The organism is Kitasatospora sp. NPDC005751 (assembly GCF_040630835.1).
Lineage (GTDB): Bacteria > Actinomycetota > Actinomycetes > Streptomycetales > Streptomycetaceae > Kitasatospora.
Window position 1 is genome coordinate 44,215 of record NZ_JBEXYC010000025.1, and the last position, 25,384, is coordinate 69,598.

Annotated in this window: 19 protein-coding genes; 11 read left to right on the top strand and 8 right to left on the bottom strand. The window is 73.8% G+C overall.

Translation table 11 applies throughout. The features are described 5' to 3' along the window. The first annotated feature begins 103 nt into the window (after positions 1-103). The 8 genes from ABZ497_RS22215 to htpG all read left to right on the top strand — a co-directional run bounded on the left by ABZ497_RS22215 (position 104) and on the right by htpG (position 12,462). On the top strand, positions 104-2,104 hold the full coding sequence (locus tag ABZ497_RS22215; protein WP_359807749.1) for an ABC transporter ATP-binding protein: 2,001 nt from the start codon (positions 104-106) through the stop codon (positions 2,102-2,104). Beyond that, a complete protein-coding gene (locus ABZ497_RS22220; RefSeq protein ID WP_359807751.1) occupies positions 2,101-3,882 on the top strand; it encodes an ABC transporter ATP-binding protein in 1,782 nt (593 codons plus the stop codon). The genes ABZ497_RS22215 and ABZ497_RS22220 overlap by 4 nt, the downstream gene beginning before the upstream one ends. Positions 3,883-4,138: 256 nt before the next feature. Next, entirely contained in the window at positions 4,139-5,395 is a 1,257-nt protein-coding gene (locus tag ABZ497_RS22225; RefSeq protein ID WP_359807753.1) for an MFS transporter, read from the top strand. A 205-nt stretch (positions 5,396-5,600) separates the two neighbouring features. Next, positions 5,601-7,208 carry an alpha/beta hydrolase gene (locus tag ABZ497_RS22230; protein ID WP_359807755.1) on the top strand — a complete coding sequence of 536 codons (1,608 nt, stop codon included), beginning with the start codon at positions 5,601-5,603 and terminating at the stop codon, positions 7,206-7,208. A 231-nt stretch (positions 7,209-7,439) separates the two neighbouring features. Beyond that, positions 7,440-8,132 carry an O-methyltransferase gene (locus ABZ497_RS22235; RefSeq protein ID WP_359807756.1) on the top strand — a complete coding sequence of 231 codons (693 nt, stop codon included), beginning with the start codon at positions 7,440-7,442 and terminating at the stop codon, positions 8,130-8,132. Between the two features lie 129 nt (positions 8,133-8,261). Continuing rightward, positions 8,262-9,437: an alpha-hydroxy-acid oxidizing protein gene (locus tag ABZ497_RS22240; RefSeq protein ID WP_359807757.1), complete on the top strand. Its 1,176-nt coding sequence runs from the start codon at positions 8,262-8,264 to the stop codon at positions 9,435-9,437. Positions 9,438-9,623: 186 nt separating this feature from the next. Then, entirely contained in the window at positions 9,624-10,310 is a 687-nt protein-coding gene (locus ABZ497_RS22245) for a type III effector protein (RefSeq protein WP_359807759.1), read from the top strand. A 211-nt stretch (positions 10,311-10,521) separates the two neighbouring features. After that, positions 10,522-12,462, top strand: a complete 1,941-nt coding sequence (htpG, locus tag ABZ497_RS22250) for a molecular chaperone HtpG (protein ID WP_359807761.1) — start codon at positions 10,522-10,524, stop codon at positions 12,460-12,462. A 1,198-nt stretch (positions 12,463-13,660) separates the two neighbouring features. On the opposite strand, the gene ABZ497_RS22255 is transcribed toward htpG, so the two are convergent. The 8 genes from ABZ497_RS22255 to ABZ497_RS22290 all read right to left on the bottom strand — a co-directional run bounded on the left by ABZ497_RS22255 (position 13,661) and on the right by ABZ497_RS22290 (position 21,518). Next, the gene (locus tag ABZ497_RS22255) at positions 13,661-14,464 is read right to left on the bottom strand and encodes a hemolysin III family protein (protein ID WP_359807763.1); all 804 of its coding nucleotides are present in this window, start codon (positions 14,462-14,464) and stop codon (positions 13,661-13,663) included. 192 nt (positions 14,465-14,656) lie between these two features. Continuing rightward, positions 14,657-14,935 (bottom strand): MerR family transcriptional regulator, encoded by a 279-nt coding sequence (locus tag ABZ497_RS22260; protein ID WP_329492369.1) that lies wholly within the window; start codon positions 14,933-14,935, stop codon positions 14,657-14,659. 893 nt (positions 14,936-15,828) lie between these two features. Continuing rightward, a complete protein-coding gene (locus ABZ497_RS22265) occupies positions 15,829-16,254 on the bottom strand; it encodes an Hsp20/alpha crystallin family protein (protein ID WP_359807765.1) in 426 nt (141 codons plus the stop codon). Between the two features lie 470 nt (positions 16,255-16,724). Beyond that, positions 16,725-17,981, bottom strand: coding sequence for an FAD-dependent oxidoreductase (locus tag ABZ497_RS22270; RefSeq protein WP_359807767.1), 1,257 nt, complete (start codon positions 17,979-17,981; stop codon positions 16,725-16,727). A gap of 177 nt (positions 17,982-18,158) precedes the next feature. After that, a complete protein-coding gene (locus tag ABZ497_RS22275; protein ID WP_329491137.1) occupies positions 18,159-18,596 on the bottom strand; it encodes a nuclear transport factor 2 family protein in 438 nt (145 codons plus the stop codon). Positions 18,597-18,602: 6 nt separating this feature from the next. Next, positions 18,603-19,406, bottom strand: a complete 804-nt coding sequence (locus ABZ497_RS22280; protein WP_329491138.1) for an MBL fold metallo-hydrolase — start codon at positions 19,404-19,406, stop codon at positions 18,603-18,605. Positions 19,407-19,548: 142 nt separating this feature from the next. Next, positions 19,549-20,130, bottom strand: coding sequence for a hypothetical protein (locus tag ABZ497_RS22285; protein ID WP_359807769.1), 582 nt, complete (start codon positions 20,128-20,130; stop codon positions 19,549-19,551). 26 nt (positions 20,131-20,156) lie between these two features. Next, entirely contained in the window at positions 20,157-21,518 is a 1,362-nt protein-coding gene (locus ABZ497_RS22290; RefSeq protein WP_359807771.1) for an MFS transporter, read from the bottom strand. A 101-nt stretch (positions 21,519-21,619) separates the two neighbouring features. On the opposite strand from ABZ497_RS22290, the gene ABZ497_RS22295 reads away from it, so the two are divergent. The 3 genes from ABZ497_RS22295 to ABZ497_RS22305 all read left to right on the top strand — a co-directional run bounded on the left by ABZ497_RS22295 (position 21,620) and on the right by ABZ497_RS22305 (position 25,326). After that, positions 21,620-22,714, top strand: coding sequence for a DUF5937 family protein (locus tag ABZ497_RS22295; protein ID WP_359807773.1), 1,095 nt, complete (start codon positions 21,620-21,622; stop codon positions 22,712-22,714). A 196-nt stretch (positions 22,715-22,910) separates the two neighbouring features. Beyond that, positions 22,911-23,807 carry a PhzF family phenazine biosynthesis isomerase gene (locus ABZ497_RS22300; RefSeq protein WP_359807774.1) on the top strand — a complete coding sequence of 299 codons (897 nt, stop codon included), beginning with the start codon at positions 22,911-22,913 and terminating at the stop codon, positions 23,805-23,807. 226 nt (positions 23,808-24,033) lie between these two features. Beyond that, complete coding sequence (locus ABZ497_RS22305; RefSeq protein ID WP_359807776.1) at positions 24,034-25,326, top strand: phosphotransferase; 1,293 nt, start codon at positions 24,034-24,036, stop codon at positions 25,324-25,326. Positions 25,327-25,384 lie beyond the last annotated feature (58 nt).

Below are 25,384 nucleotides of genomic sequence, written 5' to 3' on the forward strand. Positions count from 1 at the left end.
CCGGCTCATCGTTCGCCCTGCTCGTCGTTCACCCGGCTCGTCGGGCCGGTGCCTCACCGGTCCGCCGGCTTCGTCAGCACACTTGTCCACGGGGGTTTTCAAGGTGTCGTCATCCGTTCCGTCTGCCGACGTCGGCTGGCTCGGCAGCCGCGTCAGGCGCTGGCGCGCCGTCGTCGAGCTGCTGCGCCATGCCGGCGCCGGCCTGCTCGTGTCGGGCGCCGTGGTCCACCTCGTGGTCGGGCTGCTGCCGATCGCGTTCATCGCCTGGACTAGCCGGGTCATCGCGGACATCCCGGCCGCCGCGGCGGCCGGGGGCACCACGGGAGCGGACTGGGAGAAGGTCGCCGCGGCGCTCGGCATCGCCGTCGGGGCGTTCGTGCTGCAGCAGTTGCTGACCCCGTTCCAGACCGTGGTCAGCGAGGTGGTCACCCGCCGGGTGGACGGCGCCTGCATCGGCCGGCTGATGGACGGCGCGCTGAACGACCTACCCGCGGCGGAGCTGGAGCGGCAGGACGTGCTCGACCTGCTCTCTGACGCCCGCAGCGCCTTCGACCGGGCCCGGCCCACTCCGGGCGACGCCGCCGCCGGAGCCCTGGCGCTGATCGCCCGCTACGCCCAACTGGCGGGCGCCGCCGTGATGGTGGCGGTCACGCTGGGTGTCCTCCCCGGGGTCATGGTGGCCCTCACCGCCCTGGTCATCCGCTTCGGCCAGCGCGGCTCGCTGGGCCGCTTCGCCACCCTGCTGGGCTCGCTGGCCGCCCCGCGCCGCCGGGTCGGCTATCTGCGGCGGGCCGCCGGCGGGCCCGAACTCGCCAAGGAGACCCGGATGCTGGGGCTGCTGCCCTGGCTGCTCGGCCGTCACGAGCGGGAGGCCCGCGAATACCTCGAACCGCTCTGGACCGGCCGCCGCCGGCTGCTCTTCTGGCCCTTCGTCGGCCTCGCGGTGGTCGGTCTGCTCGGCGGCGGCACCGCGCTCGTGGTCCTGGCCCGCAGCGGGGTCGACGGCACGCTGTCGCTGCTCCAGCTCTCGGTGGCGCTCCAGGCCGTGCTGATCCCGATGCGCTTCGGTGTCTACTTCCCGGAGAGCGACGTCCAGACCCAGTACGGGCTGGCGGCCTACGACTCCCTGGTCCGCTTCGAGGCCCTGGCCCGCGCCCGGGTGCCCGCGCGGCCCGGCGTCGGCCCCGCGCCGGGCTCCGCCGCCGGGACCTCGCCCGCCGGTATGTCGCCCACCGGGGCCTCGCCCGCGATCGACGGTCCGATCCGCTTCGAGAACGTCGCCTTCCGCTACCAGGAGGACGGCCCCGACGTGCTGCGCGGCCTGGAGCTGGAGCTGCGGCCGGGCCGGTCGACCGCGATCGTCGGCCTCAACGGCTCCGGCAAGACCACCCTGGTCAAGCTGCTGGCCGGGCTCCACGAGCCGACCGAGGGCCGGGTCACCGCCGGCGGCACCGACCTCGCCGGGCTGCCCGCCGAGGCGTGGCAGCGCCGGATCGCCGTCATCTTCCAGGACTTCACGCGCTACCAGCTCACCGCCGCGGAGAACATCGGGATGGGCCGGCCGGAGCTGCTCGGCGACCGCGAGGCACTGCTCGCCGCCGCCGAACGGGCCGGAGCGGCCGAGATCGTCGCGCGGCTCCCGAAGGGCCTGGACACCGTCCTGTCCACCCAGTACGAGGGCGGCAGCGACCTCTCCGGCGGGCAGTGGCAGCGCATCGCGCTGTCCCGCGCCCTGCTCGCGGTGGACGCCGGCGCCTCGCTGCTGATCCTCGACGAGCCCACCGCGCAGCTCGACGTGCGGGCCGAAGCGGCCTTCTTCGACCGCTTCCTGGAGATGACCGAGGGCATCACCAGCGTGATCATCGCCCACCGGTTCTCCAGCGTGCGCCGCGCGGACCGGATCGTCGTGCTGGCCGACGGCGGCGTGGCGGAGAGCGGCACCCACGAGCAGCTGATGGAACTCGACGGCCGCTACGCCGAGCTGTTCAGGATCCAGGCGGAGCGGTTCGCGCGCGACGAGGAATCCGGCGACGGCCCGACCGGCGCGCAGGACCCGGACGGACAGGAAGAGGACCGCACCATGCGCCCGGTGGGTGCCCGATGACCACACTGTTCCACGCCGTGCGCCGGCTGCTGAGGCTCGCCGTGCACTGCGATTCCCGCCGGCTGACCCACGCCGTTCTGCTGATGACCGTCGGCTACCTGGCCACGCCGCTGATCGCGGTCAGCCTCAAGGAGCTGACCACGGCCGCCATCGACGGCACCGGCTCGGCCGCCACCTGGCTGGCGCTGACCACGGCGCTCCTGCTGGTCGTCGAACTGACGATGAATCACTTCGCCCACCTCTCCTACTTCGAGCTGGGTGAGCTGGAGGAGCTCAGCCTGCAGGCCGAGGTGATCTCGATCGCCCACGGCGACTGCGGCCTGGAGAAGCTGGACCGCGCCGACGTCGCCGACGCCCTGACCCTGATCCGCGAGGAGCTGCCGCGCACCCGCGCCGCGCTCGAAGCCGTCCTCCAACTCGGCGGCCTGGGGCTTCAGATGGCCGTCACCGCCGTCCTGCTCGGACTGCTCAACCCGTGGCTGCTGCTGCTCCCGCTGTTCGCCGTGGTGCCCGTGCTGGTCGGCAACCGGGCCCAACTCCTGGTCGATCGGGGCAAGGAGGCCACCGCGCCGGAGAACCGGCTGGGCCGGCACCTGCTCGAACTCGCCACCACCCACGCCTCCGTGAAGGAGGTGCGGCTGTCCGGCGCCGCGTCGGTGCTCATCGAGCGCCACGGCCGCGACTGGCGGCGCGCCACCGGCACTCTCGCCCGCGCCCACGCCAAGGCCGGGCTGCTGCGCGCGGCAGGGCAGTTGGCCTTCGCCGCCGCGTACGGTGGTGCGATCTACCTGGTCGCCCGGCAGACCGTGAACAGCGGCGCCGGCGCCGGCATCGGCGACGTCATCCTGGTCATCACGCTGGCCGCGCAGGTCAGCCTTCAGGTCTCCAGCGCGCTCACGCTGCTCTCGGTGCTCCAGGGCGCCGGCCGCACCCTGCAGCGGCTGGACGGGCTCCGCGAGCCGCGCCGGGAGGAGGCGGCGGGCGGCGCCGTCCCCGAGGCCATGACGGTCGGCATCCGCCTGGAGGGCGTCACCTTCCGGTACCCCGGCCAGCAGCGGGCCGTCCTGGACGACGTCACCCTGGACATCCCGGCGGGCGCGGCGCTCGCCGTGGTCGGCGAGAACGGCGCCGGCAAGAGCACCCTGGTCAAGCTGCTGTGCGGGCTCTACCGGCCCACCTCCGGCCGGATCCTGATCGACGGCGTCGACCTGGAGGAGTGCGACCCGCAGCTCTGGCAGCGCCGGGTGGCCACGCTGTTCCAGGACTTCGCCCGGCTGGAGCTGAGGCTGCGGGACAACGTGGGCATCGGGGACCTGGAGCGGCTGGACGACGACGCGGCGCTCACCCGGGTTCTGGAGAGCGCCGACTGCGGCCCGGCGCTGGCCCGGGTCGACGGCGACCTCGACGGGCTGCTCGGCCGCGGCTACGGCGACGGAGCCGAACTCTCCGGCGGCCAGTGGCAGAAGCTCGGCCTGGCCCGGGCCCTGCTGCGCCGCCGCCCGCTGCTGGTGGCGCTCGACGAACCGGCCTCCGCCCTGGACGCCACCGCCGAGCACGTGCTGTTCGAGCACTTCGCCGACCTCGCGGCCCAGGCCCGGGCGGACACCGGAGCGGTCACCCTGCTGGTGTCGCACCGCTTCTCGACGGTGCGGATGGCGGACCTGATCGTGGTGCTGGAGGGCGGCCGGGTCTCGCAGGTCGGCAGCCATGCCGAACTCGCCGCCGCGGAGGGCCTGTACGCGGAGCTCTACCGTCTGCAGGCCCGCGTCTACCGCTGAGCTCTGCCGTCGGCGGGTCCGCGTCTACCGCTGAGCTCTGCCGTCGGCGGGCCCGCGTCTACCGCTGGGCCGACGGCCCGGTCCCGCCCCCTTCGCCGGGGCGGGGCCGGACCGGGACCGGCCCTGACCTGCCCCGGCGGCGAAGTGGCCCACTCCGGTGCCACACCACTGGCCCTGTCGGCCGGTCCACCCGCTCCCTAGCATTGATCCTGTCAGTGCTACCGAGCGGCTAACGGCCGCCCGACCCGGGAGAGCTGTGTCGATTCGATCCGTCCCACCGGCCGGGGCCCGGCGGACCCTCGCCGCCGCCCAGTTGATCAGCTCGATCGGCGACGGCGCGTACTTCACCTGCTCGGCGCTGTACTTCACCCACGTCGTCGGCCTCTCGCCCGCCCGGCTCGGCCTCGGCCTGGCCGTCGCCTGGGCGATCGGCTCGCTGGCGGGAGTCCCGCTCGGCCACCTCGCCGACCGGCGTGGGCCGCGGGGCACGGCGGTGCTGCTGGCCCTGGCCACCGGTGCGGCCGTCGCCTCCTTCCTGGTCGTCCACTCCTTCGCGGCGTTCCTGCTCGCCGCCTCTGTGTACGCCACGACGCAGTCCGGGCTCACGGCCGCGCGCCAGGCGCTGGTCGGCGGCCTCGTTCCGCGCGAGGAGCGCACCGAACTGCTCGCCCGGCTGCAGTCCACCCTCAACGCGGGACTGGCGCTCGGCGCGGCCCTCGGCGGCGTCGTCCTGACCGTCGGCACGCGGACGGCCTTCCTCGCCGCCTTCCTGGTGACCGCGCTGGGCTTCCTGAGCGCCGGACTGACGCTGCTGCGACTGCCCGAGGTGGCGCCCGGCCGGGACCGGACCGGCGCCGCGCCCCGGCTGGAGGTGCTCTCGGACCGGCCGTTCGCGGTGGTGACCCTGCTCAACACCGTCCTGCTGCTGCGGATGCCCCTGCTCAGCCTGGTGATCCCGCTCTGGATCGCCGAACGGGCGCCCGGGCTCGGCTGGTTGGGATCGGGCCTGTTCGTCCTCAACACGGTCGGGGTGATGCTCTTCCAGGTGCGGGTGGCCCGCCGGGTCACCGGACTGCGGACCGCCTCGCGGGCCGTGCGCGAGGCCGGCGTCGTCCTGCTCGTCTCCTGCGTGGTCTTCGCCATGGCCGCAGCCGCGGGCCTGCCGCCCTGGGCGCTGGGCGGGCTGCTGGTCGCCGCCGCGGCGCTCCAGGTGGCCGGTGAGCTGCGGCAGTCGGCCGGCTCCTGGCAGATCGCCTTCGACCTGGCGCCGGCCCATCAGACCGGCCAGTACCAGGGGTTCTTCGGCTCGGGCGTGGCCGTGGCACGCACGATCGGGCCGCTGCTGCTCACCACGCTGCTGCTGAGCTGGGGCACGCCGGGCTGGCTGCTGCTGGGCGCACTGTTCGCGGCGGCCGGTTGGGCGATGGGGCCGGCGGTGCGTTGGGCGGAGCACCGCCGCCCGGGAGCCGTGGCGGCGCCACCGGCGGCGCAGGCGCTACCCGCGCGAACCTGACGGGCCATCACCAGCAGGCGGGCGCTGTCCGGATGGGGAGGGGGTGCGGACGGCCCGCAGCGGATTTTGCGCCAAATCCTGTTCCGATAACGGAAATTGCCGGACAGATGGCGTCGCACCAGAAGAATCCACGGCGGTACGTGGTCTTCCCCTCCCGAGGAGCGGCTGCCAGGCTGACCGGGTTTGCAGAACCGGAGGAGGTTACGTGTCCCGTATCACCAGTCTCGCGCTGGCGGTCGCCAGCGCGTTCGCGCTCGTCGCCGGCACCACCGCCGCCGCCTCGGCGGCACCCGACCCGGGCGCGGCGGCCGCCGAGGCCCGGGTCGACCCGGTCGCCTGGGCACCGTGCAATCCCGACCCGTCCAAGCCGGACCCCGGGATATACGACTGCGCCGTCTACCCGGTGCCGCTGGACTACGCGCACCCGTCCGGCGAGAAGATCGGCATCGCCATGATGCGCCGGCGCGCGGGTGACCCGGCGAAGCGGATCGGCTCACTGTTCCTCAACCCCGGCGGCCCGGGCGGCAGCGGCTACCTCTGGGCGACCACGACCCGCTTCGAGCCCGAGGTCCAGGCCCGGTTCGACCTGGTCGGTTTCGATCCGCGCGGCGTCGGCCTGAGCAACCCGCTGAAGTGCTTCGGCACCGACGAGGAGGCCAACGGCGTCTTCGACCGGCTGACCGGGGTGCCCGTCACCAAGGCCGAGATCGACGGCACGCTTGCCGCCACCCGGGACTACACCGACGCCTGCGACCGCAACGCCGGCCCGCTGATCGAGCACATGTCGACCGAGAACGTGGTCCGTGACCTCGACCGGATGCGCCGCGGGGTCGGCGACCGCCAACTCTCCTTCGCCGGCTTCTCCTACGGCACGCTGATCGGCGCCACCTACGCCAACATGTATCCCGACAAGGTCCGCGCGGTGATCATCGACGGCAACGTCGACCCGAACCTGCGGCTGCACGACGGCCTGGAGTACGACCGGCAGCGCGCGGACGGCTTCGAACTCGCCCTGGACGAGTACCTGAAGCGCTGCGCAGCGGCCGGTGCGCCGCGCTGCGCCTTCGGCGCGGGCGACACCCGGGCGAAGTTCGACGCGATCCGCGACCACCTGCGCACCTCCCCGGTCACCCTGCCGAGCGGTTCCCAGGTGACGCTGTCCAGCTTCACCAGCCAGGTCGCCAACGCGCTCTACGCGCAGAGCCGGCAGGCCCCGCTGGCCACCTCGCTGCAGGCGCTGGACGACGTGCTCCGCCAGCAGAAGGCCCCGTCCCTGGCCGTCCCGAAGAACGCGGCCGACGCCGACCCGCTGGCGGTGACCGTGCCCGCCGCGCTGCGCGAGGCCCCGGCGGACACCCCGTACTCGGCGGACGACTCCTACTACGGCGTCAACTGCCAGGACAAGCCGTACCCGTCCAACCCCCGGGCCTTCGTCAACGCGGCCCGCTCCTGGGAGCGCGACGCGCCGACCTTCGGGCGCTACCAGGCCTTCGACGCGCCCGCCTGCGCGACCTGGCCGGCCCCCGCGCGTGACGTCGAGCGGTACACCGGCCCGTGGAACCGGCGCACCGCCACCCCGGTGATGGTGATCGGCAACCTCTACGACCCGGCCACCCAGTACACCTTCGCCAAGCGCATGCAGCGCCAGCTCGGCAGCGCCGTCCTGGTCAGCGTCGACGTGATCGAGCACTGCGCGGTCGGCCGGAGCAAGGAGCTGAACAAGCTGGTCACCTCCTACCTGGTGGGCCGGCAGGTGCCGGCTCCCGGCCAGCTCCTCAAGCCGGACGCCGAGGCCTTCCCGCCGGTGGCCTGACCCCGCCGGGTCGGCAGGCAGCCGACGGGCGACCGGCCCCCCGTCCGTGCGGCGGGGGGCCGGTGTGCGGCCCGGCCCCGGCCCGGGGGAGGGGCCGGTGCTCGGTCCGGCTCGGGCCCGGGGGAGGGGCCGGTACTCGGGCCGGCTCGGGCTGGGGCCGGTGCTCGGGCCGGCTCGGGCATGGCGTAGGTTTCCCTTCGGAACTGAGTCAGTACTGAAAGGGAACTCGTGATGACCACGGAGACCGGCCGGCCGACCCCGCAGCAGACCTGGACCGCCGTCGACGACTACTTCAACGGCCTGCTGGTCGAGGAGGACGCCGCCCTGCTCGCCGCCGTCGCCGACGGCGAGGCGGCCGGGCTGCCCCCGCACCAGGTGGCACCCAACCAGGGCAAGCTGCTCGCCCTGCTGGCCCGCGTGCACGGTGCCCGCCGGGTGCTGGAGATCGGCACCCTCGGCGGCTACAGCACCATCTGGCTCGCCCGCGCGCTGCCCGAGGGCGGCCGGGTGGTCACCCTGGAGGCCGACGAGCGGTGCGCCGCCGTCGCCACCCGCAACCTCGAACGGGCTGGGCTCGCACCGGTCGTGGACCTGCGCACCGGCCCGGCGCTGGACACCCTGCCGCAACTGGAGCAGGAGGGCGCCGAGCCCTTCGACCTGGTCTTCATCGACGCCGACAAGCCCAGCAACCCCGACTACCTGGAGTGGGCGCTACGGCTCACCCGGCCCGGCAGCCTGATCATCGGCGACAACGTGGTCCGCGACGGCGCCGTCACCGACGAGACCAGCACGGACCCCCGCGTCCAGGGCGTGCGCCGCTTCACCGAGCTGATCGCCGCGCACCCCCGGCTGACCGCCACCGCCGTCCAGACCGTGGGGGAGAAGGGCTACGACGGCTTCGTCGTCGCGCTGGTCACCGCCTGACCGGCGGGGCCCGTCCGGACGCGCGGGGGTCTCCCCCGGCGGCCCGTGGTTTGACAGGGTGGGGCCGGCGCGGCCGCCGCCCGGGACCGGCCCGGACGGACCGGCCCCAGGAGAGGACGGCGACCGGTCATGACGGGGCAGCAGTTCGGGGACTACCAGAACGAGATCTACTTCGACGCGCTGTTCGGCAGGCAGCCGAAGCTCCCGATGGCCTTCGCCGAGCTGGCGGCGCGTGCCGAGGCCGCGCTGCCGCCGACGCTGCTGTCCTACGTGGCCGGCGGCGCCGGTGACGAGCGGACCCAGCGCGCCAACACGGCTGCCTTCGACCGGTGGGGCCTGGTGCCCCGGATGATGGTCGGCGCCGCGCGGCGCGACCTGTCGGTGGACCTCCTCGGAATGCGGTGGCCCGCACCGCTGTTCCTGGCGCCGATCGGCGTGATCGGCCTCTGCGCCCAGGACGGCCACGGCGACCTCGCCACCGCCCGGGCCGCCGCGCGCACCGGCGTGCCGATGGTGGCCTCCACCCTCTCGGTCGACCCGCTGGAGCAGGTCGCCGCCCAACTCGGCGACACCCCGGGCCTGTTCCAGCTCTACACCCCCACCGACCGGGCGCTCGCCGAGAGCCTGGTGCGCCGAGCCGAGGAGGCCGGCTACCGGGGCATCGTGGTCACCCTGGACACCTGGGTGACCGGCTGGCGCCCGCGCGACCTCGCCACCGGCAACTTCCCCCAGCTGCGCGGGCACTGCCTGGCCAACTACACCTCCGACCCGGTCTTCCGGGCCCGCCTCGCCAAGGCCCCGGAGGAGGACCCGGGCGCCGCCGTGCTGGAGTGGGCGAGTGTCTTCGGCAACCCGCTCACCTGGGCCGACCTGCCCTGGCTGCGCTCGCTCACCGAGCTGCCGCTGATCCTCAAGGGCCTCTGCCACCCGGAGGACGTCCGCCGCGCCCGGGACGGCGGCGTGGACGGCGTCTACTGCTCCAACCACGGTGGCCGGCAGGCCAATGGCGGCCTGCCGGCGCTGGACGCGCTACCCGGCGTGGTCGAGGCCGCCGACGGCCTGCCCGTGCTCTTCGACTCCGGTGTGCGCAGCGGCGCCGACGTGGTCAAGGCACTCGCCCTCGGCGCCACGGCGGTCGGCGTCGGCCGCCCGTACGCCTACGGCCTGGCCCTCGGTGGCGAGGACGGCGTGGTGCACGTGCTGCGCTCGCTGCTCGCCGAGGCCGACCTGATCATGGCGGTGGACGGCTACCCGACGCTCGCCGACCTGCGTGCCGAGGACGCCCTGCGCCGGGGGTGGAGCTGACGACGAGCCGCCGGGCCGGGGAGGGGGCCAGGATCGGCAGGGCCCCCTGCTCGTCCTCGCGGACACGGTGGCGCTCGGCAAGGGAGTGCGGCCGGCGCAGAGTTCGCAACCGGTGTGACGCGACGCGAATCGTGTACTATGTCATCCCTATGATGACAAGCCTCCAGTCATCGAAAGGGTGACAACATGGACAGCCAGGACACCGGCGCGGCCGGGGTGGGGCCGGCCTCGTTCCTGGCCGCCGCCGCCGCGCTGGGCAGGATGGACGCCGCCGCCCGCACCGCCCGCCACGCACCCCCGGACGACACCGGACAAAACGATCCGCAGCAGGCCCTTTCCGCACTCCTGCTGCTGCGCCACCTGCGCGCGGAACTCGCCGACTGGGAGACCGGCCTGATCGAGACCGCCCGCGACGCGGGCGCCACGTGGGCCGAGCTCGCCGAACCGCTGGGCGTCCAGAGCCGCCAGGCCGCCGAACGCCGCTACCTGCGCCTGCGCCCCAACGCTGACGCCGGCACCGAGGCGGGCAGCACCGGCGAGCAGCGCGTCCAGGCCACGCGCAGCCAGCGCGCCGCCGACCGCGCGGTGGCCACCTGGGCCCGCGACAACGCCGCCGACCTGCGCCGCCTCGCCGGACAGATCGGCGCCCTGGACGGCCTCGGCCCCCAGGCAGCCCCCGCCGTCGAACGCCTCCTGGACGCACTGGGCCACCACGACCCGGCCCGTCTGCTCGCCCCGCTCGCCGAGACCCGACCCCTCCTGGAGGCGGGCCACCCGAAGCTCACCGACCGCCTCGATCGGCTCACCGCCCGAGCCGACCAGCTGCGGGACGACAGCGCTCGGCAGCGCCGCACACCGCCAGCCGGCCCGTGACCGCGCCGGGCACGCCGCTACGGGTGCGCGACCCGCACGCTGTCGACCGGTGTACGGCACCGCCCCGGCCCGGCCACACCCGCCCCGAGCAGCCCTACCAGCTCCTCAGCCACATCTGAACACCTCCGGGGCCGGCCACGCGGTACACCCGCCGGCCCCGGTGCCCTGACCGGATACGAACCCTTTCCATCACTCGAAGGAGAAGCCTCCCGTGGCCAGTCCGACCCAGACGCTGGAGTTCCAGGCGGAGACCCGCCAGCTGCTGCAGCTGGTGATCCACTCGATCTACTCCAACAAGGACATCTTCCTGCGCGAGCTGATCTCCAACGCCTCCGACGCCCTCGACAAGCTCCGCCTGGAATCCCTCACCGACTCCACCCTTGAGGCCTCCGACCCGCACATCGTCCTTGAGGTCGACAAGGACGCCCGCACCCTGACGGTGCGGGACAACGGCATCGGCATGACCCGCGACGACGTCGTCGACCTGATCGGCACCATCGCCAAGTCCGGCACCGCCGGCCTGCTGGCGAAGATCAAGGAGGCGAAGGACGCGGATGCCGCGCAGCACCTGATCGGCCAGTTCGGCGTCGGCTTCTACTCGGCGTTCATGGTCGCCGACAAGGTCACCCTCCACACGCGTCGCGCCGGCACCGAGCAGGGCACCGTGTGGGAGTCCGACGGCGAGGGCACCTACACGATCGCGGAAGTCGAAGGTCTGCCGGTGGGCACCTCGGTCACCCTGCACCTCAAGGCCGAGGACAGTGAGGACGGGCTGGGCGACTACCTGGCCCGGTGGAAGATCCGGCAGATCGTCAAGCAGTACTCGGACTTCATCCGCTGGCCGATCCGGATGGCCACCGAGCCCGGCAGTACCACTGCCGACGACAGCGCCGACGCCGACGGTGCGGCTGCGGGCGAGCCGGAGACGCTGAACTCGATGAAGGCGCTGTGGGCCCGTCCTCGCAGTGAGGTGACCGAGGCCGAGTACAGCGAGTTCTACCAGCAGATCAGCCATGACTGGCAGGCCCCGGCCGAGACCGTTCACATGCGCGCCGAGGGTACCTTCGAGTACGAGGCGCTGCTGTTCATCCCCGCCCAAGCCCCGTTCGACCTGTTCTCCCGGGACACGAAGCGGGGCGTGCAGCTGTACGTCAAGCGGGTGTTCATCATGGACGACTGCGACGCGCTGATGCCGAACTACCTGCGGTTCGTCAAGGGCGTGGTGGACGCCCACGACCTGTCGCTGAACGTCTCCCGCGAGATCCTGCAGCACGACCGCCAGATCACCGCCGTGCGCCGGCGCCTCGTCAAGAAGGTCCTCGGCGCTCTCAAGGACATGCGGACCAAGAACGGCGAGACCTACGCCAAGGTGTGGGAGCAGTTCGGCCGGGCCCTCAAGGAGGGCCTGATCGAGGACCGCGACAACACCGACGCCCTGTTGGAACTGGTCAGCGCCGCCTCGACCTATGACGCGGAGAAGCCGACCACGCTGCGCGACTACGTCGCGCGGATGAAGGACGGCCAGGACACCATCTACTACCTGACCGGCGAGAACCGGGCGATGGTGGAGAACTCCCCGCACATGGAGGCCTTCACCGCCAAGGGCTACGAGGTCCTGATCCTCACCGACCCCGTCGACGAGGTCTGGACCGACCAGATCCCCGCCTTCGACGGCCACCGCTTCCAGTCCGTCGCCAAGGGCCAGGTCGACCTCGACGACAACGCCGACGGGGAAGGCAGTGACGAGGCGAAGGCGGAGAAGGCGCAGCGCGAAGAGGACTTCGCCGCTCTCCTCGCCTGGCTCCAGACCACGCTGGCCGAGCACGTCAAGCAGGTCCGACTCTCCACCCGCCTGACCACCTCCGCCGCCTGCCTGGTCGGCGACGCCCACGACCTGACCCCCACCCTGGAGAAGATGTACCGGGCCATGGGCCAGGAACTTCCCCAGGTCAAGCGCATCCTCGAACTCAACCCCAGCCACCCCCTCATCACCGCCCTGCACCAGGCGCACCAGGCCGGAGCGGACAACCCGGCGCTGGCCGAAACCGCCGAACTCGTCCACGGCAGCGCCCTGCTCGCCGAAGGCGGAGACCTGCCCGACCCGGCCCGCTTCACACGCCTGCTGGCCGACCGCCTCACCCACGCCCTGTAGCCCCCGCCGGGGCGCGGCCCGCCGGTCAACCGACCAGTCCGGCCGGCCGCGCCCCGCACCGCGCTCGGCCGTCCCCGCCCGGCGCGCGCCGCTGGGAAGGGCCTTGGGGCGCTGCCGCGGCCGGGCACACCGAGGACGCGGACCGCATCGCCTCGCGCAGACGGCGCCCCGTCGACCTGCTGCCGGACCGCTCCCGCGTGCCTGCCGCGGCGGTCCAGGCCGGCCGGGTCACCGTCGTCGGGCTTCTCCTACCGGCTCGCCGACGGCACCGCCCACCTGGTCACCAGCCTGGCAGGAGTCACTCTGCCTGGGGGCCGGATGGGCGGGGGGTGGAGGGAATCGCGCAGGGCGTACAGGTCGGCGATGGAGTCCGGTTCGGCGAAGCGGGCCAGCAGCCGGCGGATGGTTCGCCGCCGCCGCGGACAGCTTCGATGATCGCCTCGACGAGGGCAGCCTGCCCGTCCCGGGCGGTTTGCGGCGCTCCGGGCGCCAGGCCCTCCACTCCCGCCCCCTGCGCGCTACTGCTTGTTCGTCGGCAGGGCGTGGCGGCGGCTCGGGGGGTGCCGCCGCCACGCACCGGAAGAATACCTCATTCGCGGCGAACGCAAAATCTATGTGCGCTGGAGTAGACATTGCTCGCGGGCGGGTCTAGCGTTTCTCTCGTAGACAGCAGTCGGCGATACCGGCCAGACACGAACTGGCCGGGGTTGTTGGACAGAAGTTCGCAGTTCGGTCCGGCAGTGGAGTTCCGAAGCCAGGCAGGTGCAGGACGGCGACGGGGCTGGCTGCCGGACCGGGCGGCCCGCAGGTGTCAGGGGCCGCCACCAGCGGTACCGGTTGTGCGTAGTTCAGTGAGTGCAGTACTGGCAGTACGAAAGTGACAGTGCAGTCCAGAGGATGAATGGAGGGCGCAAGCGCCATCAGGATCGCCCGGCCCGTGAGGAAACAGCCCGGGCGGACACCGCAGACCCCCACGCAAGGACGGTGGTTTCCGGTCACGCATACGCGATCCCCGCACACCCCGGCCTCCGGGGCAGCGCGGAACCCAAGGACCGGCCCAGACCGGTAGATGGTGTTGTACCCCTTCGGGGCCCCGGAGCCGCAACGGCTCCGGGGCCCCTCGCCGCGTCCCCGAAGATCCATGAAGAGCTGCAGTGACCGCCCGTTGCACCCGTGTCCGGTGCCCGCGACGACCAAGTCATGTGGCTGCGAGAAGAACGGCCGTGTAGTGCGCGCTGAAGGCGGCGACGGTGAGGGCGTGGAAGACCTCGTGAAAGCCGAACCAGTACGGTGACGGGTCTGGACGTTTGAGTCCGTAGACGACACCTCCCGCGGTGTAGAGCAGGCCGCCGGCGATGACGAGGACGACGACCGCGGTGCCGCCGGTGCGTGCGAAGTCGGGCAGGTAGAGGACGGCTGCCCAGCCCAGGGCGATGTAGCACGGGGTGTACAGCCACCGGGGAGCCCCCATCCACAGCGTGCGGAAGGCGATGCCGGCCAGGGCGCCCGCCCACACCACGGTGAGCAGCACCGTCCGGCGCCGTCCGTGCAGCAGCAGCACCGCCAGCGGGGTGTAGGTGCCGGCGATGATCAGGAAGATGTTCGCGTGGTCGAGCCGCCGCAGGACCGCCTCCCCGCGCCGGCCCCATGTTCCCCGGTGGTAGACGGCGCTGGTACCGAACAGCAGCCAGGCCGACAGCGCGAACACCGAGCAGGCCGCCACCGCCGCGGCCGGGCGCGCAAGGGCGATCAGGACGACGCCGCCGGCCAGTGAGAGGGGAAAGATGCCGGCGTGCAGCCAACCCCGAAATCTCGGTTTCAGCGCTACCGCCGCGCACGGCGCGCCGCCGGCCGGGCCGGTGGCTGTCAGCCGGCCGGTCGGCCGGCCGGTCGTGCCGGCGGGCGCATCAAGCGCGGCGGTGTGGAGGGAGCCGGACGTGGTGCGGGGGCCGGGCCGGGACTTTCCTCCGTCTCCCGGCGGCTGGGTGTCTTCGGCGATCATGCGCTCACTTTAGGAAGGGCGGAGGACGTGCGGCCGACGCCCGCAGGAAGGCCCGGGTGCTGGAACCAGCCTGCGCCGGTGAGGCGGGCCGTGCGGTGGGAGTGGCCGGCCGGCGGTCGGGGGCGACCGGGGCGGCCTGCGGTGAGCACCTGCCGCTCACCGCGGGCCGGTCTCGTCGGCGTGGTGGGTGGATCAGGTGTCGGCTGCGGGTTCCTGTCCGGCGTCGCGGCGGAGCTGTTCGTTGATGCGCAGGGCTTCTTCGAGTTGGTCTTCGAGGATGATGATGCGGCAGGCGGCGTCGATGGGGGTGCCCTGGTCGACGAGGTCGCGGGCGCGCATGGCGATCCGTAGTTGATAGCGGGAGAAGCGGCGATGGCCGCCGTCGGAGCGCAGGGGTGTGATGAGGCCCTGGTCGCCGAGGGCGCGTAGGAAGCCGGGGGTGGTGCCGGTCATCTCGGCGGCGCGGCCCATGGTGTAGGCGGGGTAGTCGTCGTCGTCGAGGGAGTCGGGGGTATGCGGTCGAATGGCTGTCGTGGTCACTGCACCTCTTCTTGTTGTTGTGCCCGGGGACGCGCTGAGGGGCCCCGGGGCCGTTGCGGCTCCCGGGGCCCCGAAGGGTTTTACACCATCTACCGGCTCTGGGGCCGGGGTCCTTGTGTCCGCACTGCCCCCGGGGAGGGGGTGTGCGGGGATCGCGTATGCGTGACCGGAAACCACCGTCCTTGCGTTGGGGTCTACGGAGTCCGCCCGGGCTGTTTCCTCACGGGCCGGGCGATCCTGATGGCGCGTTGTCCCTCCATTCATCCTCTGTACGGGCCGGTTACTGCGAACTGCGGTACTTCCCACTGCGTGGTAGTGCCAACTACCTGGTCCTGCTGCGGCGGTCCCTGGCGGTCCCGCCGACTCCGGCAGCCAGCCCCGTCGCCCGTCCTGCTCAACCTGCTCGGCTTGGAACCCCACTGCCGGACTCCCGGTGCGCGCGCCCGCAGCCTGGGCGCCTTCACCGGGGTACCGCGTACTGCGACTGCCGGTACTGCCGAACTCAACTTCACCTACGAGTAGTGCACTTGCTGAACTGCGGTACCGCTCGGTGGTGGCCCCTGATACCTGCGGGCCACCCGGCCCGGCCGCCAGCCCCGTCGCCTACTGCACCATCCATGGCTTCAGAACCCTGCAACCGTGCCGACCTGCGCACTTCTGAACTGCTGCCCGCCAGTTCGTGTCTGGCGGGTACCGCTTGATCTCGGCTACGAGAGAAACACTAACCACGGTGCGCGGCAATGTCTACTCCAGCGGGCATAGATTTTCCGCGCCGGTCGGGGAGGCGGTCTTCGCCCCGCACGAGGCGGGGCGCCTCGCCGCGGTCAGGCGGAGATGGCCTCGCGTTCGCCTTTCGCCGTGATGGCGATCTTGCGGGGGCGGGCCTTCTCGCTGATCGGCACGCGCACGCTCAGCACCCCCTGGTCGTAGTCGGCCTCGATCCGGTCGGTGTCCAGTGCGTCGCCCAGGAACACCTGCCGGGAGAAACGGCCCAGCACCCGCTCGTCCGCCAGCACCTCCGCGCCCTGCGGCAGCCCGGACGCGCGCTCCGCACGCACGGTCAGGACGTTGCGCTCCACGTCCAGGTCGATGGTCTTCGGGTCGATGCCCGGCAGGTCCAGGCGCAGCACGAACACCTCTCCGTCGCGGTAGGCGACCAGTGGCATCCCCGCCGGCTGGGAGGCGGTACCGACCAACTGCTGGGTCAGCCGGTCCAGGTCGCGCATTCCGCGCAGGGAGTCGGTACGCATCAACAAAGGGATCAGCTCCTCACGGTCGTGAACGGTCACGGGTGCCCAGAGGCGCCATGGCGCCGGACCTGCCCGGCTCTGTCCTCCTGCCTGGGCACCTCGACGAGAAAGTTATAGCGACGCCAGAGCTTTCTTGACAAGCTGACGCTCAACTTTGGGGAGCTTGGTGCGCGCGACCTTCGGCGTGGCGAGGTCTGTGCGGCGAGCGTGTCGGCGCTGCACTTCATGATGCGGGGCCACCACCTGCCCGAGCGCCGATGCCGCCGCCCACCAGGTCGAGCGGGGGGCGGACGAGGATGGCCGCTCGCCGCAGGTGAGGGACGGACTCGTCCCGGTGCCGGCTGGGCCACCCCCCTTGTCGAGGGCGTTCACGCCCGCCGGGTGGAGCCCTGGCCACCGAGCCGGGTCCCGTTCGTCGCCCGCGGCGATTGATCGGGTGGCTCCTTGCCGGCCAGGGCTCTTGTTGTGCCTCAGAGCTCGCTGAGGGGGATCTTGGGATCCGTCAGGCGGTCGGCGTCCACCACGCGCTTGGAAACGATCAGTTCGCGGATCGGGTCGGTGACGTCCCAGACGTTGACGTTCATCCCCGCGAGCACCCGGCCGTCGGCGAGCCAGAAGGCGATGAACTCGTTGGCCTTCACATCGCCGCGGAAGACCACCCGGTCGTAGCCGCCGGGCTCCACGTAGCCGGTGTACTCCATGCCGAGGTCGTACTGGTCGGTGAAGAAGTACGGCACCCGGTCGTAGGGCGTGTCCTGGCCGAGCATCGCGCGCGCGGCGGTCTGCGGTTGGTTGAGTGCGTTGGCCCAGTGCTCCACCCGGATGTGGCGGCCGTACAGCGGGTGGAAGGCGTTGGCGACGTCGCCCGCCGCGTGGATGTCCGGGTCGGAGGTGCGCAGGTACTCGTCGGTCTTCACGCCGTTGTCGAGCGCCAGCCCGGCCGACTCGGCGAGCGCGGTGTCGGGGGCGATGCCGATGCCGACGATCACCGCGTCCGCCGCCACCGTCGTGCCGTCGCCGAGCCGGACGCCGGTGACCGTGCCGTCCTCGCCCGTCAACTCCTCCACCTGGGCGCCGAACCGCAGGTCCACGCCGTGGTCACGGTGCAGGTCGGCGAAGACCTGGGCGACCTCGCGGCCGAGCACCCGCAGCAGCGGGAGCTCGGCCGCCTCCAGCACGGTGACCTCGGCACCCGCCGTCCGGGCCGCCGCCGCCGCCGTCTCCAGGCCGATCCAGCCGGCCCCGATCACCACGACCCGGGCACCCGGTACCAGCGCCGCCCTGATCCGGTCGCTGTCCTCCACCCGGCGCAGGTAGTGCACGCCGTCCTGCTCCGCGCCGGGTACCGGCAGCCGGCGCGGCACCGAACCGGTGGTGAGCAGCAGCTTCGCGTACTCGATCCGGCCGTCGTCGGCGAGCGTGACGGTGTGCGCGACCGGGTCGATCGAGGTGACGGCGGTGCCGAGCCGCAGCGTGACGTCGTGGTCGGAGTACCACTGCGGCGGGTGGACGTAGATCTTCTCGCGCGGCGTCTTGCCGAGCAGATAGCCCTTGGAGAGCGGCGGCCGCTCGTACGGGCGCTCGTGCTCGGCGCCGATCAGGACGATGTCGCCCTGGTGGCCGGCCTCGCGCAGGGCCTCGGCCGCCTTCGCGCCGCCGAGGGAGGCGCCGACGATGACGTACGGGCGCCCGCGCCCGTCGGCCGTACCCGCTGTGTCCGTGCTCATGCTGAACTCCTCGCTCTCCGGCCGGAATCACGGACAGCCTGCCGCCGGTCGGAGGGCCTGTCGAGGCCACGCCAGGCGCGCCGCGACAGGCTCCCCCGAACGGGTGGAGCGAGGGCGTTCGGGGTTTGCGGCGGCCAGCAGGCGGACGTGAGGGCGCCCCGCGTCAGGGCACCCGCGTCACGGCGTGTGCGTCATCGCCTCGCGGACCAGTGCGGTGTCGACGAACTGCTCGAAGCGGACGATCCGGCCGCCGCGCACCGTGAAGTGGTGGGCCACCCGGACGTCGAGCGGTCGGCGGGTGGCCCGGTTGACCGCGGTGTAGCGGGCCAGCACCACGACGTTCTCGCCGGCCACCACGTAGCTGTCGTCGTGGGCCGTCCAGTCCTCCCAGTCGGCGGCCAGCCGCTCCATCACGCCGCCGGTGACGCCTTTCGGCGTCCGGTAGGTGCCGCCCAGCGGGAAGCCGGCCATCTCCGTCCACTCGACGTCCTCGGCCAGGGTGGCCCGCAGCGCGGCCAGATCGCCGCGTGCCGAGGCCAGGTACTGGCGGCGCACCACGTCCGCGGGCGCGTCGGACTCGGCGAACGACATCTCGGACCTCGGGATCTCGATCATCGCGGCTCAGCCCCAGACCATCTCGCCCTTGGCGACCTTCGTACCGAGGTCGACCGCCAGTGCCATGCCCAGCCCCGGGTAGCGGTGCTCCAGCGCCTCCTTGGCGGCGGCCGCGTCGGGGGCCCGGCCGATCTCGGTCTCGAAGGAGCGCAGGTAGTCGCGGGTGTGCGCGATCGCCGTGGTGTCGGTGGGCGCGTCGGCGGTCCGGTGGCCCGCCACCACGAACTCCGGCTCCAGCGCCTCCATGCCGTCCAGCAGGTCGATCCAGGCGCCCCGCTGCGCCGGGGTCGGGGTGTCGGCGGTCCAGACGTGCAGGCCCTCGAAGAGCAGGACCCCGCCGAGGAGCGCCCGGTGGTGGTGCTGCCAGAGGTAGTGCCGGTCCGGCAGGTGGAAGTCGGCGCCGCGCAGTTCGAACCGGTGTCCCTCGAAGACGAGTTCGTCACCGTGCAGCGGCTCCGGCCGCACCAGGCGGGTCGGCAGCTCCGGTCCGAGGTGCGCCCAGGCCTTGAGCTTGCCCTCGTAGGACTCCTGGATGTGCTCGACGGTGGACGCCGTGGCCAGGAACCGCGCCTGCGGGAAGGCGTCCTGCACCTCCTGCGCGCCGAAGTAGAAGTCCGGGTCGCCGTGGCTGACGAACACCGTGGTCAGCCGCTTGCCCGAGGCCCGGATCCGGTCGACCAGCCGGCGCCCGTCGGAGCGGGTGAACCCGGCGTCCACCAGCAGGGCGTCGTCGGGCCCGGTCACCAGCACGGAGGTCTTGTTGAGCGAGCTGTCGGGGCTGTCGATGACCTCGAAGTCGAGTGAGCTCATGCGGGTGTCCTTCCTCGGGCCGGGCCGGCCGCCGTGCAGCGCGCGCGTCGCCGCCCAGCATCGGCGACCGGAGCGCGGCCCGCACCTCGGGCGGTCCCGCGCCGGCCGGTGCGGCCCGCACCTCGGGCGGGAGCCGGACCGCTCACCGGCCCCGCGGGTCGGGGCGGCTCCAGAGGGTGAGGTCGCTGCTGGTGGCCACGGCCAGGGTCCGCCCCGAGGGGGAGAACCCGGCGGCGCGGAAGGTCGACCAGGAGGAGTGGAACACCTGCCACCAGGTCTCGCCGTGGTCGCCGGTGTACGGTCCGCCGCCGGTGCAGAGCAGGACCCGCTCGTTGGGCCATTCCGGGACGAGCACCTCGACGTGCCAGCCGTCGTCGGTACCGGTGTGCAGGCCGCCGCCGTGGAGGCCGGCCACCGGGACGCGGACGTCGGCGACCGGGCCGATGCCGGGGCAGGCGAGGTCCGGACCGTCCGGCTCCTCCTCGGGGTCGTACACCCGGGCGATCTTCTCGCCGGTCGTCGCGTCGAAGAGGCCGTGCCCGGCGGTCGAGACCGCCAGGACGAGGTCGTGCCCGGTGGCCGGGTCGGTGGCGAAGCCGATCCCGAGCAGCCCGCCGACCGCGATCATGCCGGGACCGACGGGCTGCCAGGGCACCGGCGGCGGCGTGACGGTGGCGGCGAGGAAGCGGTCGCGGAGCTGCTGCTGGAAGACGGTGACGGCCATGGGGGGATCCTCCCACCGCCGACCGGTCACCCCCGCGGAGCCAGCCTGGTCACCGCCCCGGCCGCGAACAGGGTGGCGGCCGCCAGCGCGGGCCAGAGCACGCCCGGCCCGGCGGCCAGCAGCGCGGTCAGCACGGCCGGGGCCAGCGCGCGGCCGACGCCCGTCGACAGCTCCCAGCGGGCGAGCGCCCGCCCGAGCAGCCGGGGCGGCGCGACGGCGGCGACCAGGGCCGTCCCCGAGCCGCTGTAGAGGATCTCGCCCAGCGTGAACAGCACCGAGACGGCCGCCACGGTGGCCGCACCAGCGGTGCCGCCGATCGCCCACGCCGCCCAGAAGCCCAGGTAGGCGAGCGCCAGGACCGCTCCGGCGGAGGCCAGCACGGCCCGTCGCGAACGGCGGGCGAGCCGGAGCACGATCGCAAGCTGAAGCGTGATCACCAGCACGGTGTTGCCCACGAACACCCCGGAGGACCAGGCCGGGGACGCGTGCAGATGGAGGACCAGCAGCGCGGGCAGGGCGACCTCCAGGACGTCGAAGCAGAACGCGTAGGGGAGGGCGGCGATGCTGAGCAGGCCGATCCGGCGCAGCACCGGAGCGGCGGCGGAGCCGGCCGTCGGGTCAGGGGCCCGGTCGGCGGCCGGGGCCGGGTCCGGTGCGTCGGCCGGGTCCGGAACGGTGGCCGGGTCGGCGGCCGGTGCGGGGCTCGGGGCGGCCGCGGCGCCGGGGTCGGTGACCCGGAGCGAGTGCACCAGCGCCGCCGCGACCAGGCACGCGGCGGCCGTCGCCCCGGCCAGCAGCCGGATCGCGCCCGACCCGCCGGTCACCGCCAGGGTGGCGAGCAGCGCGCCCGCGCCCAGACCCGCGTTGCGCAGCGTCCGCCCGGCGGCCAGCGCGGCGTCCCGGGTGCGCCCCTCGGTGAGGGTGCTGACCAGCGCCGCGTGGGTGGTCGGCCAGTTCTGGCCGCCGATGCCGAGCAGCACGGCGGCCGCCGTGAACCCGCCGAGGCCGTCCGCGCACAGCAGCACCACCGAGCCCACCGCCCTGATCAGCAGGGTCGCCGCCGCCGGGAGGCTGCGTGCGCCGCGGTCGATCCAGCGGCCGGTCAGCGGGAGCACCAGCAGGCCCGCCAGCAGACCGGCGGAGAGCGCGAGGCCGACCGTGCCCGCGCCGAGCCGCAGCACCCCGATGCCGTAGAGGAGCATGAACGGGCGGAGCAGACCGGTGCCGAGCGCGTCCACCAGCAGCGCGGTGGCGTAGCGGAGGCCACCGGCGGCGGTGAGCAGCGCGAGCAGGGCGGCGGGCCCGGGCCGGGCGGCGGTCGGGCTCGGCGGCCGGCCGGCCCGGGCGGAGGCCTCTGCGGAGCGGGACTTCTGCTGGAGCTGGTTCATGGCCGGTACCGTGCGGCCGCGCACCGCCCCGGAGCACGTCGATTGACGACTCCCGTCAATCGACGGCGCTGCCGTCGTGACGGGCTGGCAGGATCACCGGAGTGAGCCTCAGCATCGACATCACCGCGCTGCCCGACGACCGCGTCTTCTTCACCCCCTCGCCGCTGGCCGAGCTGAGCTCGATGCTGCACGTCCTCGCCGAGCCCGCGCACCACCCCGGGCTGCACGGCTGGGCGGCGAGCACGGCCGCCTCGCTCGCCCCGGAGCTGTCCGAACGCCTCTCCGAGGCCGACTTCCTCTGGCGCTCCTCGCGGGCCGACTTCCTCGTCCCGGGCCGGCCGGGGGCCACCCTGGCCGAGGAGCTGGACGCCGTCGACCGGATCGACGACGAGCTGTACGTCCGGGCGGCCTCCTTCATGACCTGCGGGACGTCCCGGCTCTCCGAGCGGCGCGACTCGCCGCTCAGCGACCCCGTGGCGCAGGAGCGGGCCCGGGAGCTCGCGATGGCCCGGGGCCCTCGCCAGGCGGCCTTCGCCGACCGGCTGTTCGCCGACCCGCCGGCCGTCCGGGCCCTGCTCCGCCGGCTGCTGGAGGACTGCGGGGAGGCGTTCTTCGCGGCTGCCTGGCGCCGGGTGCTGCCGGACCTCGCGGCCGACGCCCGGCACAAGGCGGACCGGCTGGCCCGGCACGGCCTCGGCAGCGCCCTGGCGGCGGTGTCCTCCTCGATCGCCCTGGAGGAGCGGGCGGACGGGCGGCGGCGGATCGTCATCGACAAGCTGCAGGACAGCGCCACCCGTTCCGACGCCGGGGGAGTGACCTTCGTGCCGACCGCCTTCGGGTACCCGCACCTGCTGGTGGTGCATGAGCCCGGGTGGCGGCCGGTGGTGCAGTACCCGATCGCGGAGGGCGGGCTGCCCGAGCCGGTCTCGCTCGCCGTGGTGCAGCAGCGGTTGGAGGCGCTGGCCCACCCGGTCCGGCTCCGGCTCGCCCGCACGATGGCGCGCGGTCCGCACACCACGGGGGAGCTGGCGGCGGCCTGGCAGCTCAGCGCGCCGGAGGTGTCGCGGCACCTGGCGGTGCTGCGCCGGGCCGGGCTGCTCACCACCCGGCGGCGCGGGCGGTACATGCTGTACCAGCTCGACCTGGCGGGCAGTGCCCGGCTGGGCTCGGACCTGCTGGAGGCGGTGCTGCGCTGACGGTGCGGTGCCGGTGCGGTGCTGGCGCGAGGGAGGGCTCCGGGACCGGACGGGACGGGACGGGACGGACCGGCGGGTCGTCGGCGGTGGTGCGTCGGGGGCGCGCGGGCCGGGGAGGGGCGTGCGACGTGCGCCGCACCACCGATCGGGGCCGGCGGGTGGGAACAGGCGGCCGAACGACGGCGTTCGACCGGGCATGATCACTGACGACGCGCCCGCGGCAGTTCCCCAGAGTGACGTCCTGCGCTACGCGGCCTTCTCCACCGACCCCGGCGGTGGCAACCCGGCCGGTGTGGTGCTCGACGCCTCCGGCCTGTCCGCGGAGCGGATGCTCGCCATAGCCGCCGAGCTCGGCTACTCCGAGACGGCCTTCCTGATACCGGACGCGGCCGGCTCCGTCGCGGGCCCGGCCGGGGCCGGTTACACCGTGCGGTACTTCAGCCCGCTGCTGGAGGTGCCGTTCTGCGGCCACGCCACCGTCGCCTCCGCCGTCGCGCTCGCCGAGCGGACGGGCCCGGGCCGGTTCGTCTTCGCCACGCAGGCCGGCGAGGTGCCGATCGAGGTGGACAAGGGCGCGGACGGCGTCCTGCGCGCCACGCTGACCAGCGTCGAGCCCCACGTCCAGGAGGTGAGCGGCGCGGACGTCGAGGAGGCGCTCGCCCTGCTCGGCTGGTCGGCCGACGAGCTGGACGCGGCGCTGCCGCCCCGGATCGCCTACGCCGGCGCCCGGCACCTGGTGCTGGCCGCCGCCACCCGTGACCGGCTGGCCCGGCTGGACTACGACTTCGACGGCCTCGCCGCCTACATGACGGCCCGCGGGCTCACCACCGTGCAGCTGGTCTGGCGGGAGAGCGAGCACGTCTTCCACGCCCGTGACCCGTTCCCGGTCGGCGGCGTCGTGGAGGATCCGGCGACGGGCGCGGCGGCCGCCGCCTTCGGCGCCTACCTGCGGGAGCGGGGCGCGGTGACCGCACCGGCCACCCTGACGATCCACCAGGGCGAGGACCTCGGCCGCCCGGGCGTGCTGGGCGTCGAGCTGCGCGCGGACGACACCCGCGTCCGGGTCTCGGGCGCGGGGGTGGTGATCCCGTAGCGGCCGAGGGGCCCTCGGACCGTCGGTGGTGGCGCTCCGTCACCTCGGGTGCGCAGAGCACGCAGGGGCAGTGGGGGAGTCAGCCTGGTCGGTCGGTCGGTCGGTCGGTTCGGTAGCGCGGCCGAGGCGGAGGTGGTGGGCGGAGGCGGTGGGCGGAGGCGGTGGGCGGAGGCGGTGCGCGGAAAACCGGCTTGCGCACGTCGAACGGGTGGGGGAGCCTGCGCGGATGGAACAGGCGAACGGTCGGACGGTCAGCATCCACGTCACCCACGGCAGTGAATACCTCGGCCCGGTAGGGCCGTTCGAGGTGGACGGGGCGTGGTGGTCGTCGGCCGGGCCGGTCGTCGAGCGGCTGTCCGAGGAGCTGGGGGTGCCCGTGCTGGTGCTCCGGCTCGCCGAGGTGGCGGCGGGTGGCGGCGGCAGCGGCGGGCACGTGGTCTACCACGCGGAGGCACTGGAGCGCCCGGCCACCCTGGTGCCGCGTCAGGCGGGTGCCGAGGCGGCCGTCCTGCTCGGGCCGGCCGAGCGGCGGGCCGGCTGGGCCACCCAGGCCGGGCTGCGGGCCACCCTCGACTGGGCGGAGCGGACGCTGCACCGGGTGGGCCGTCCGGTGGCCGGCCCGGTGGAGCAGGTCCGGACGTGGAACCTGTCCGGACTCTTCCGCTACCGGACGGCGACCGGCGTCGACGCCTGGCTGAAGGTGACCAACCCGGCGTTCAACGCCGACGAGGGCGCGGTGATCGCGCTGCTCGGCAGCGTCGATCCCACCCTGGTGCCGCGGCTGCTCGGCACCGACCCGGTGCACGGGCGGCTGCTGCTCGACCACGTGCCCGGGGAGGACTGCTGGGGTCCGTCCGGGGAGGAGGTCGCTGCCGTGGTGCCTCGGCTGGTCGCCGCCCAGGCGGCGCTCGCCGCCGACGGCCGGGCCGCCGCGGCCGGCCTGCGGGACCGCACCCCGCGCACGCTGGTCGCCCAGGTGGGCGCGTTGCTCGACCGTCTGGAGCGGGAAGCGGAGGGCGCCGCGGAGCCGGCCGGCCCGGGAGCGTCCGGCGAGTCGCTGACGGCCGAGGAGTTCGCCGCCGCCCGGGCGCTCGCGGACCGGCTGCCCGCGCTGGTCGCGGAGCTGGCCGCCTGCGGGCTGCCCGAGACCCTGGTGCACGGGGACTTCCACCCCGGGAACTGGCGCTCCGACGGCACGCGGGCGGTGGTCGTCGACTACGCGGACTCCTGCTTCGGGCACCCGGCGCTGGACGGGCTGCGCCCCCGGCAGTACGTGTCCGACGAGCGCTGGGCGCAGGTCGCCGCGGTGTGGGCCGGTGCCTGGCGGGAGCACGCCCCCGGGTCGGACCCGGAGCGCGCCCTGGCGCTGGTCGAGCCGCTCTACCACCTCGCCTACGCGGTGCGGTACCAGGAGTTCCTGGACCACATCGAGACCAGTGAGCGGCCGTACCACGAGGGTGATCCGGTGAGCGAGCTCCGCGCCGCGCTGGCCTGCGCGGAAGCCGCCGCCCGGGCCTGAGCGGTCGTCCGGGGCGGTCGGCGCCGCCGCTCCCCGGGGCCGGAGGGCGGCGCCGGCG

Bases quoted from the DNA above. Each gene is read 5' to 3' on its own strand.
- ABZ497_RS22235 (WP_359807756.1), top strand. From the start codon at position 7,440: ATGACCACGGAGACCGGCCGGCCGACCCCGCAGCAGACCTGGACCGCC.
- ABZ497_RS22285 (WP_359807769.1), bottom strand. From the start codon at position 20,130: ATGGCCGTCACCGTCTTCCAGCAGCAGCTCCGCGACCGCTTCCTCGCC.
- ABZ497_RS22305 (WP_359807776.1), top strand. From the start codon at position 24,034: ATGGAACAGGCGAACGGTCGGACGGTCAGCATCCACGTCACCCACGGC.
- ABZ497_RS22270 (WP_359807767.1), bottom strand. From the start codon at position 17,981: ATGAGCACGGACACAGCGGGTACGGCCGACGGGCGCGGGCGCCCGTAC.
- ABZ497_RS22290 (WP_359807771.1), bottom strand. From the start codon at position 21,518: ATGAACCAGCTCCAGCAGAAGTCCCGCTCCGCAGAGGCCTCCGCCCGG.
- ABZ497_RS22220 (WP_359807751.1), top strand. From the start codon at position 2,101: ATGACCACACTGTTCCACGCCGTGCGCCGGCTGCTGAGGCTCGCCGTG.
- ABZ497_RS22255 (WP_359807763.1), bottom strand. From the start codon at position 14,464: ATGATCGCCGAAGACACCCAGCCGCCGGGAGACGGAGGAAAGTCCCGG.
- ABZ497_RS22260 (WP_329492369.1), bottom strand. From the start codon at position 14,935: ATGGGCCGCGCCGCCGAGATGACCGGCACCACCCCCGGCTTCCTACGC.
- ABZ497_RS22275 (WP_329491137.1), bottom strand. From the start codon at position 18,596: ATGATCGAGATCCCGAGGTCCGAGATGTCGTTCGCCGAGTCCGACGCG.
- ABZ497_RS22265 (WP_359807765.1), bottom strand. From the start codon at position 16,254: ATGCGTACCGACTCCCTGCGCGGAATGCGCGACCTGGACCGGCTGACC.
- ABZ497_RS22300 (WP_359807774.1), top strand. From the start codon at position 22,911: ATGATCACTGACGACGCGCCCGCGGCAGTTCCCCAGAGTGACGTCCTG.
- ABZ497_RS22245 (WP_359807759.1), top strand. From the start codon at position 9,624: ATGGACAGCCAGGACACCGGCGCGGCCGGGGTGGGGCCGGCCTCGTTC.
- ABZ497_RS22280 (WP_329491138.1), bottom strand. From the start codon at position 19,406: ATGAGCTCACTCGACTTCGAGGTCATCGACAGCCCCGACAGCTCGCTC.
- ABZ497_RS22240 (WP_359807757.1), top strand. From the start codon at position 8,262: ATGACGGGGCAGCAGTTCGGGGACTACCAGAACGAGATCTACTTCGAC.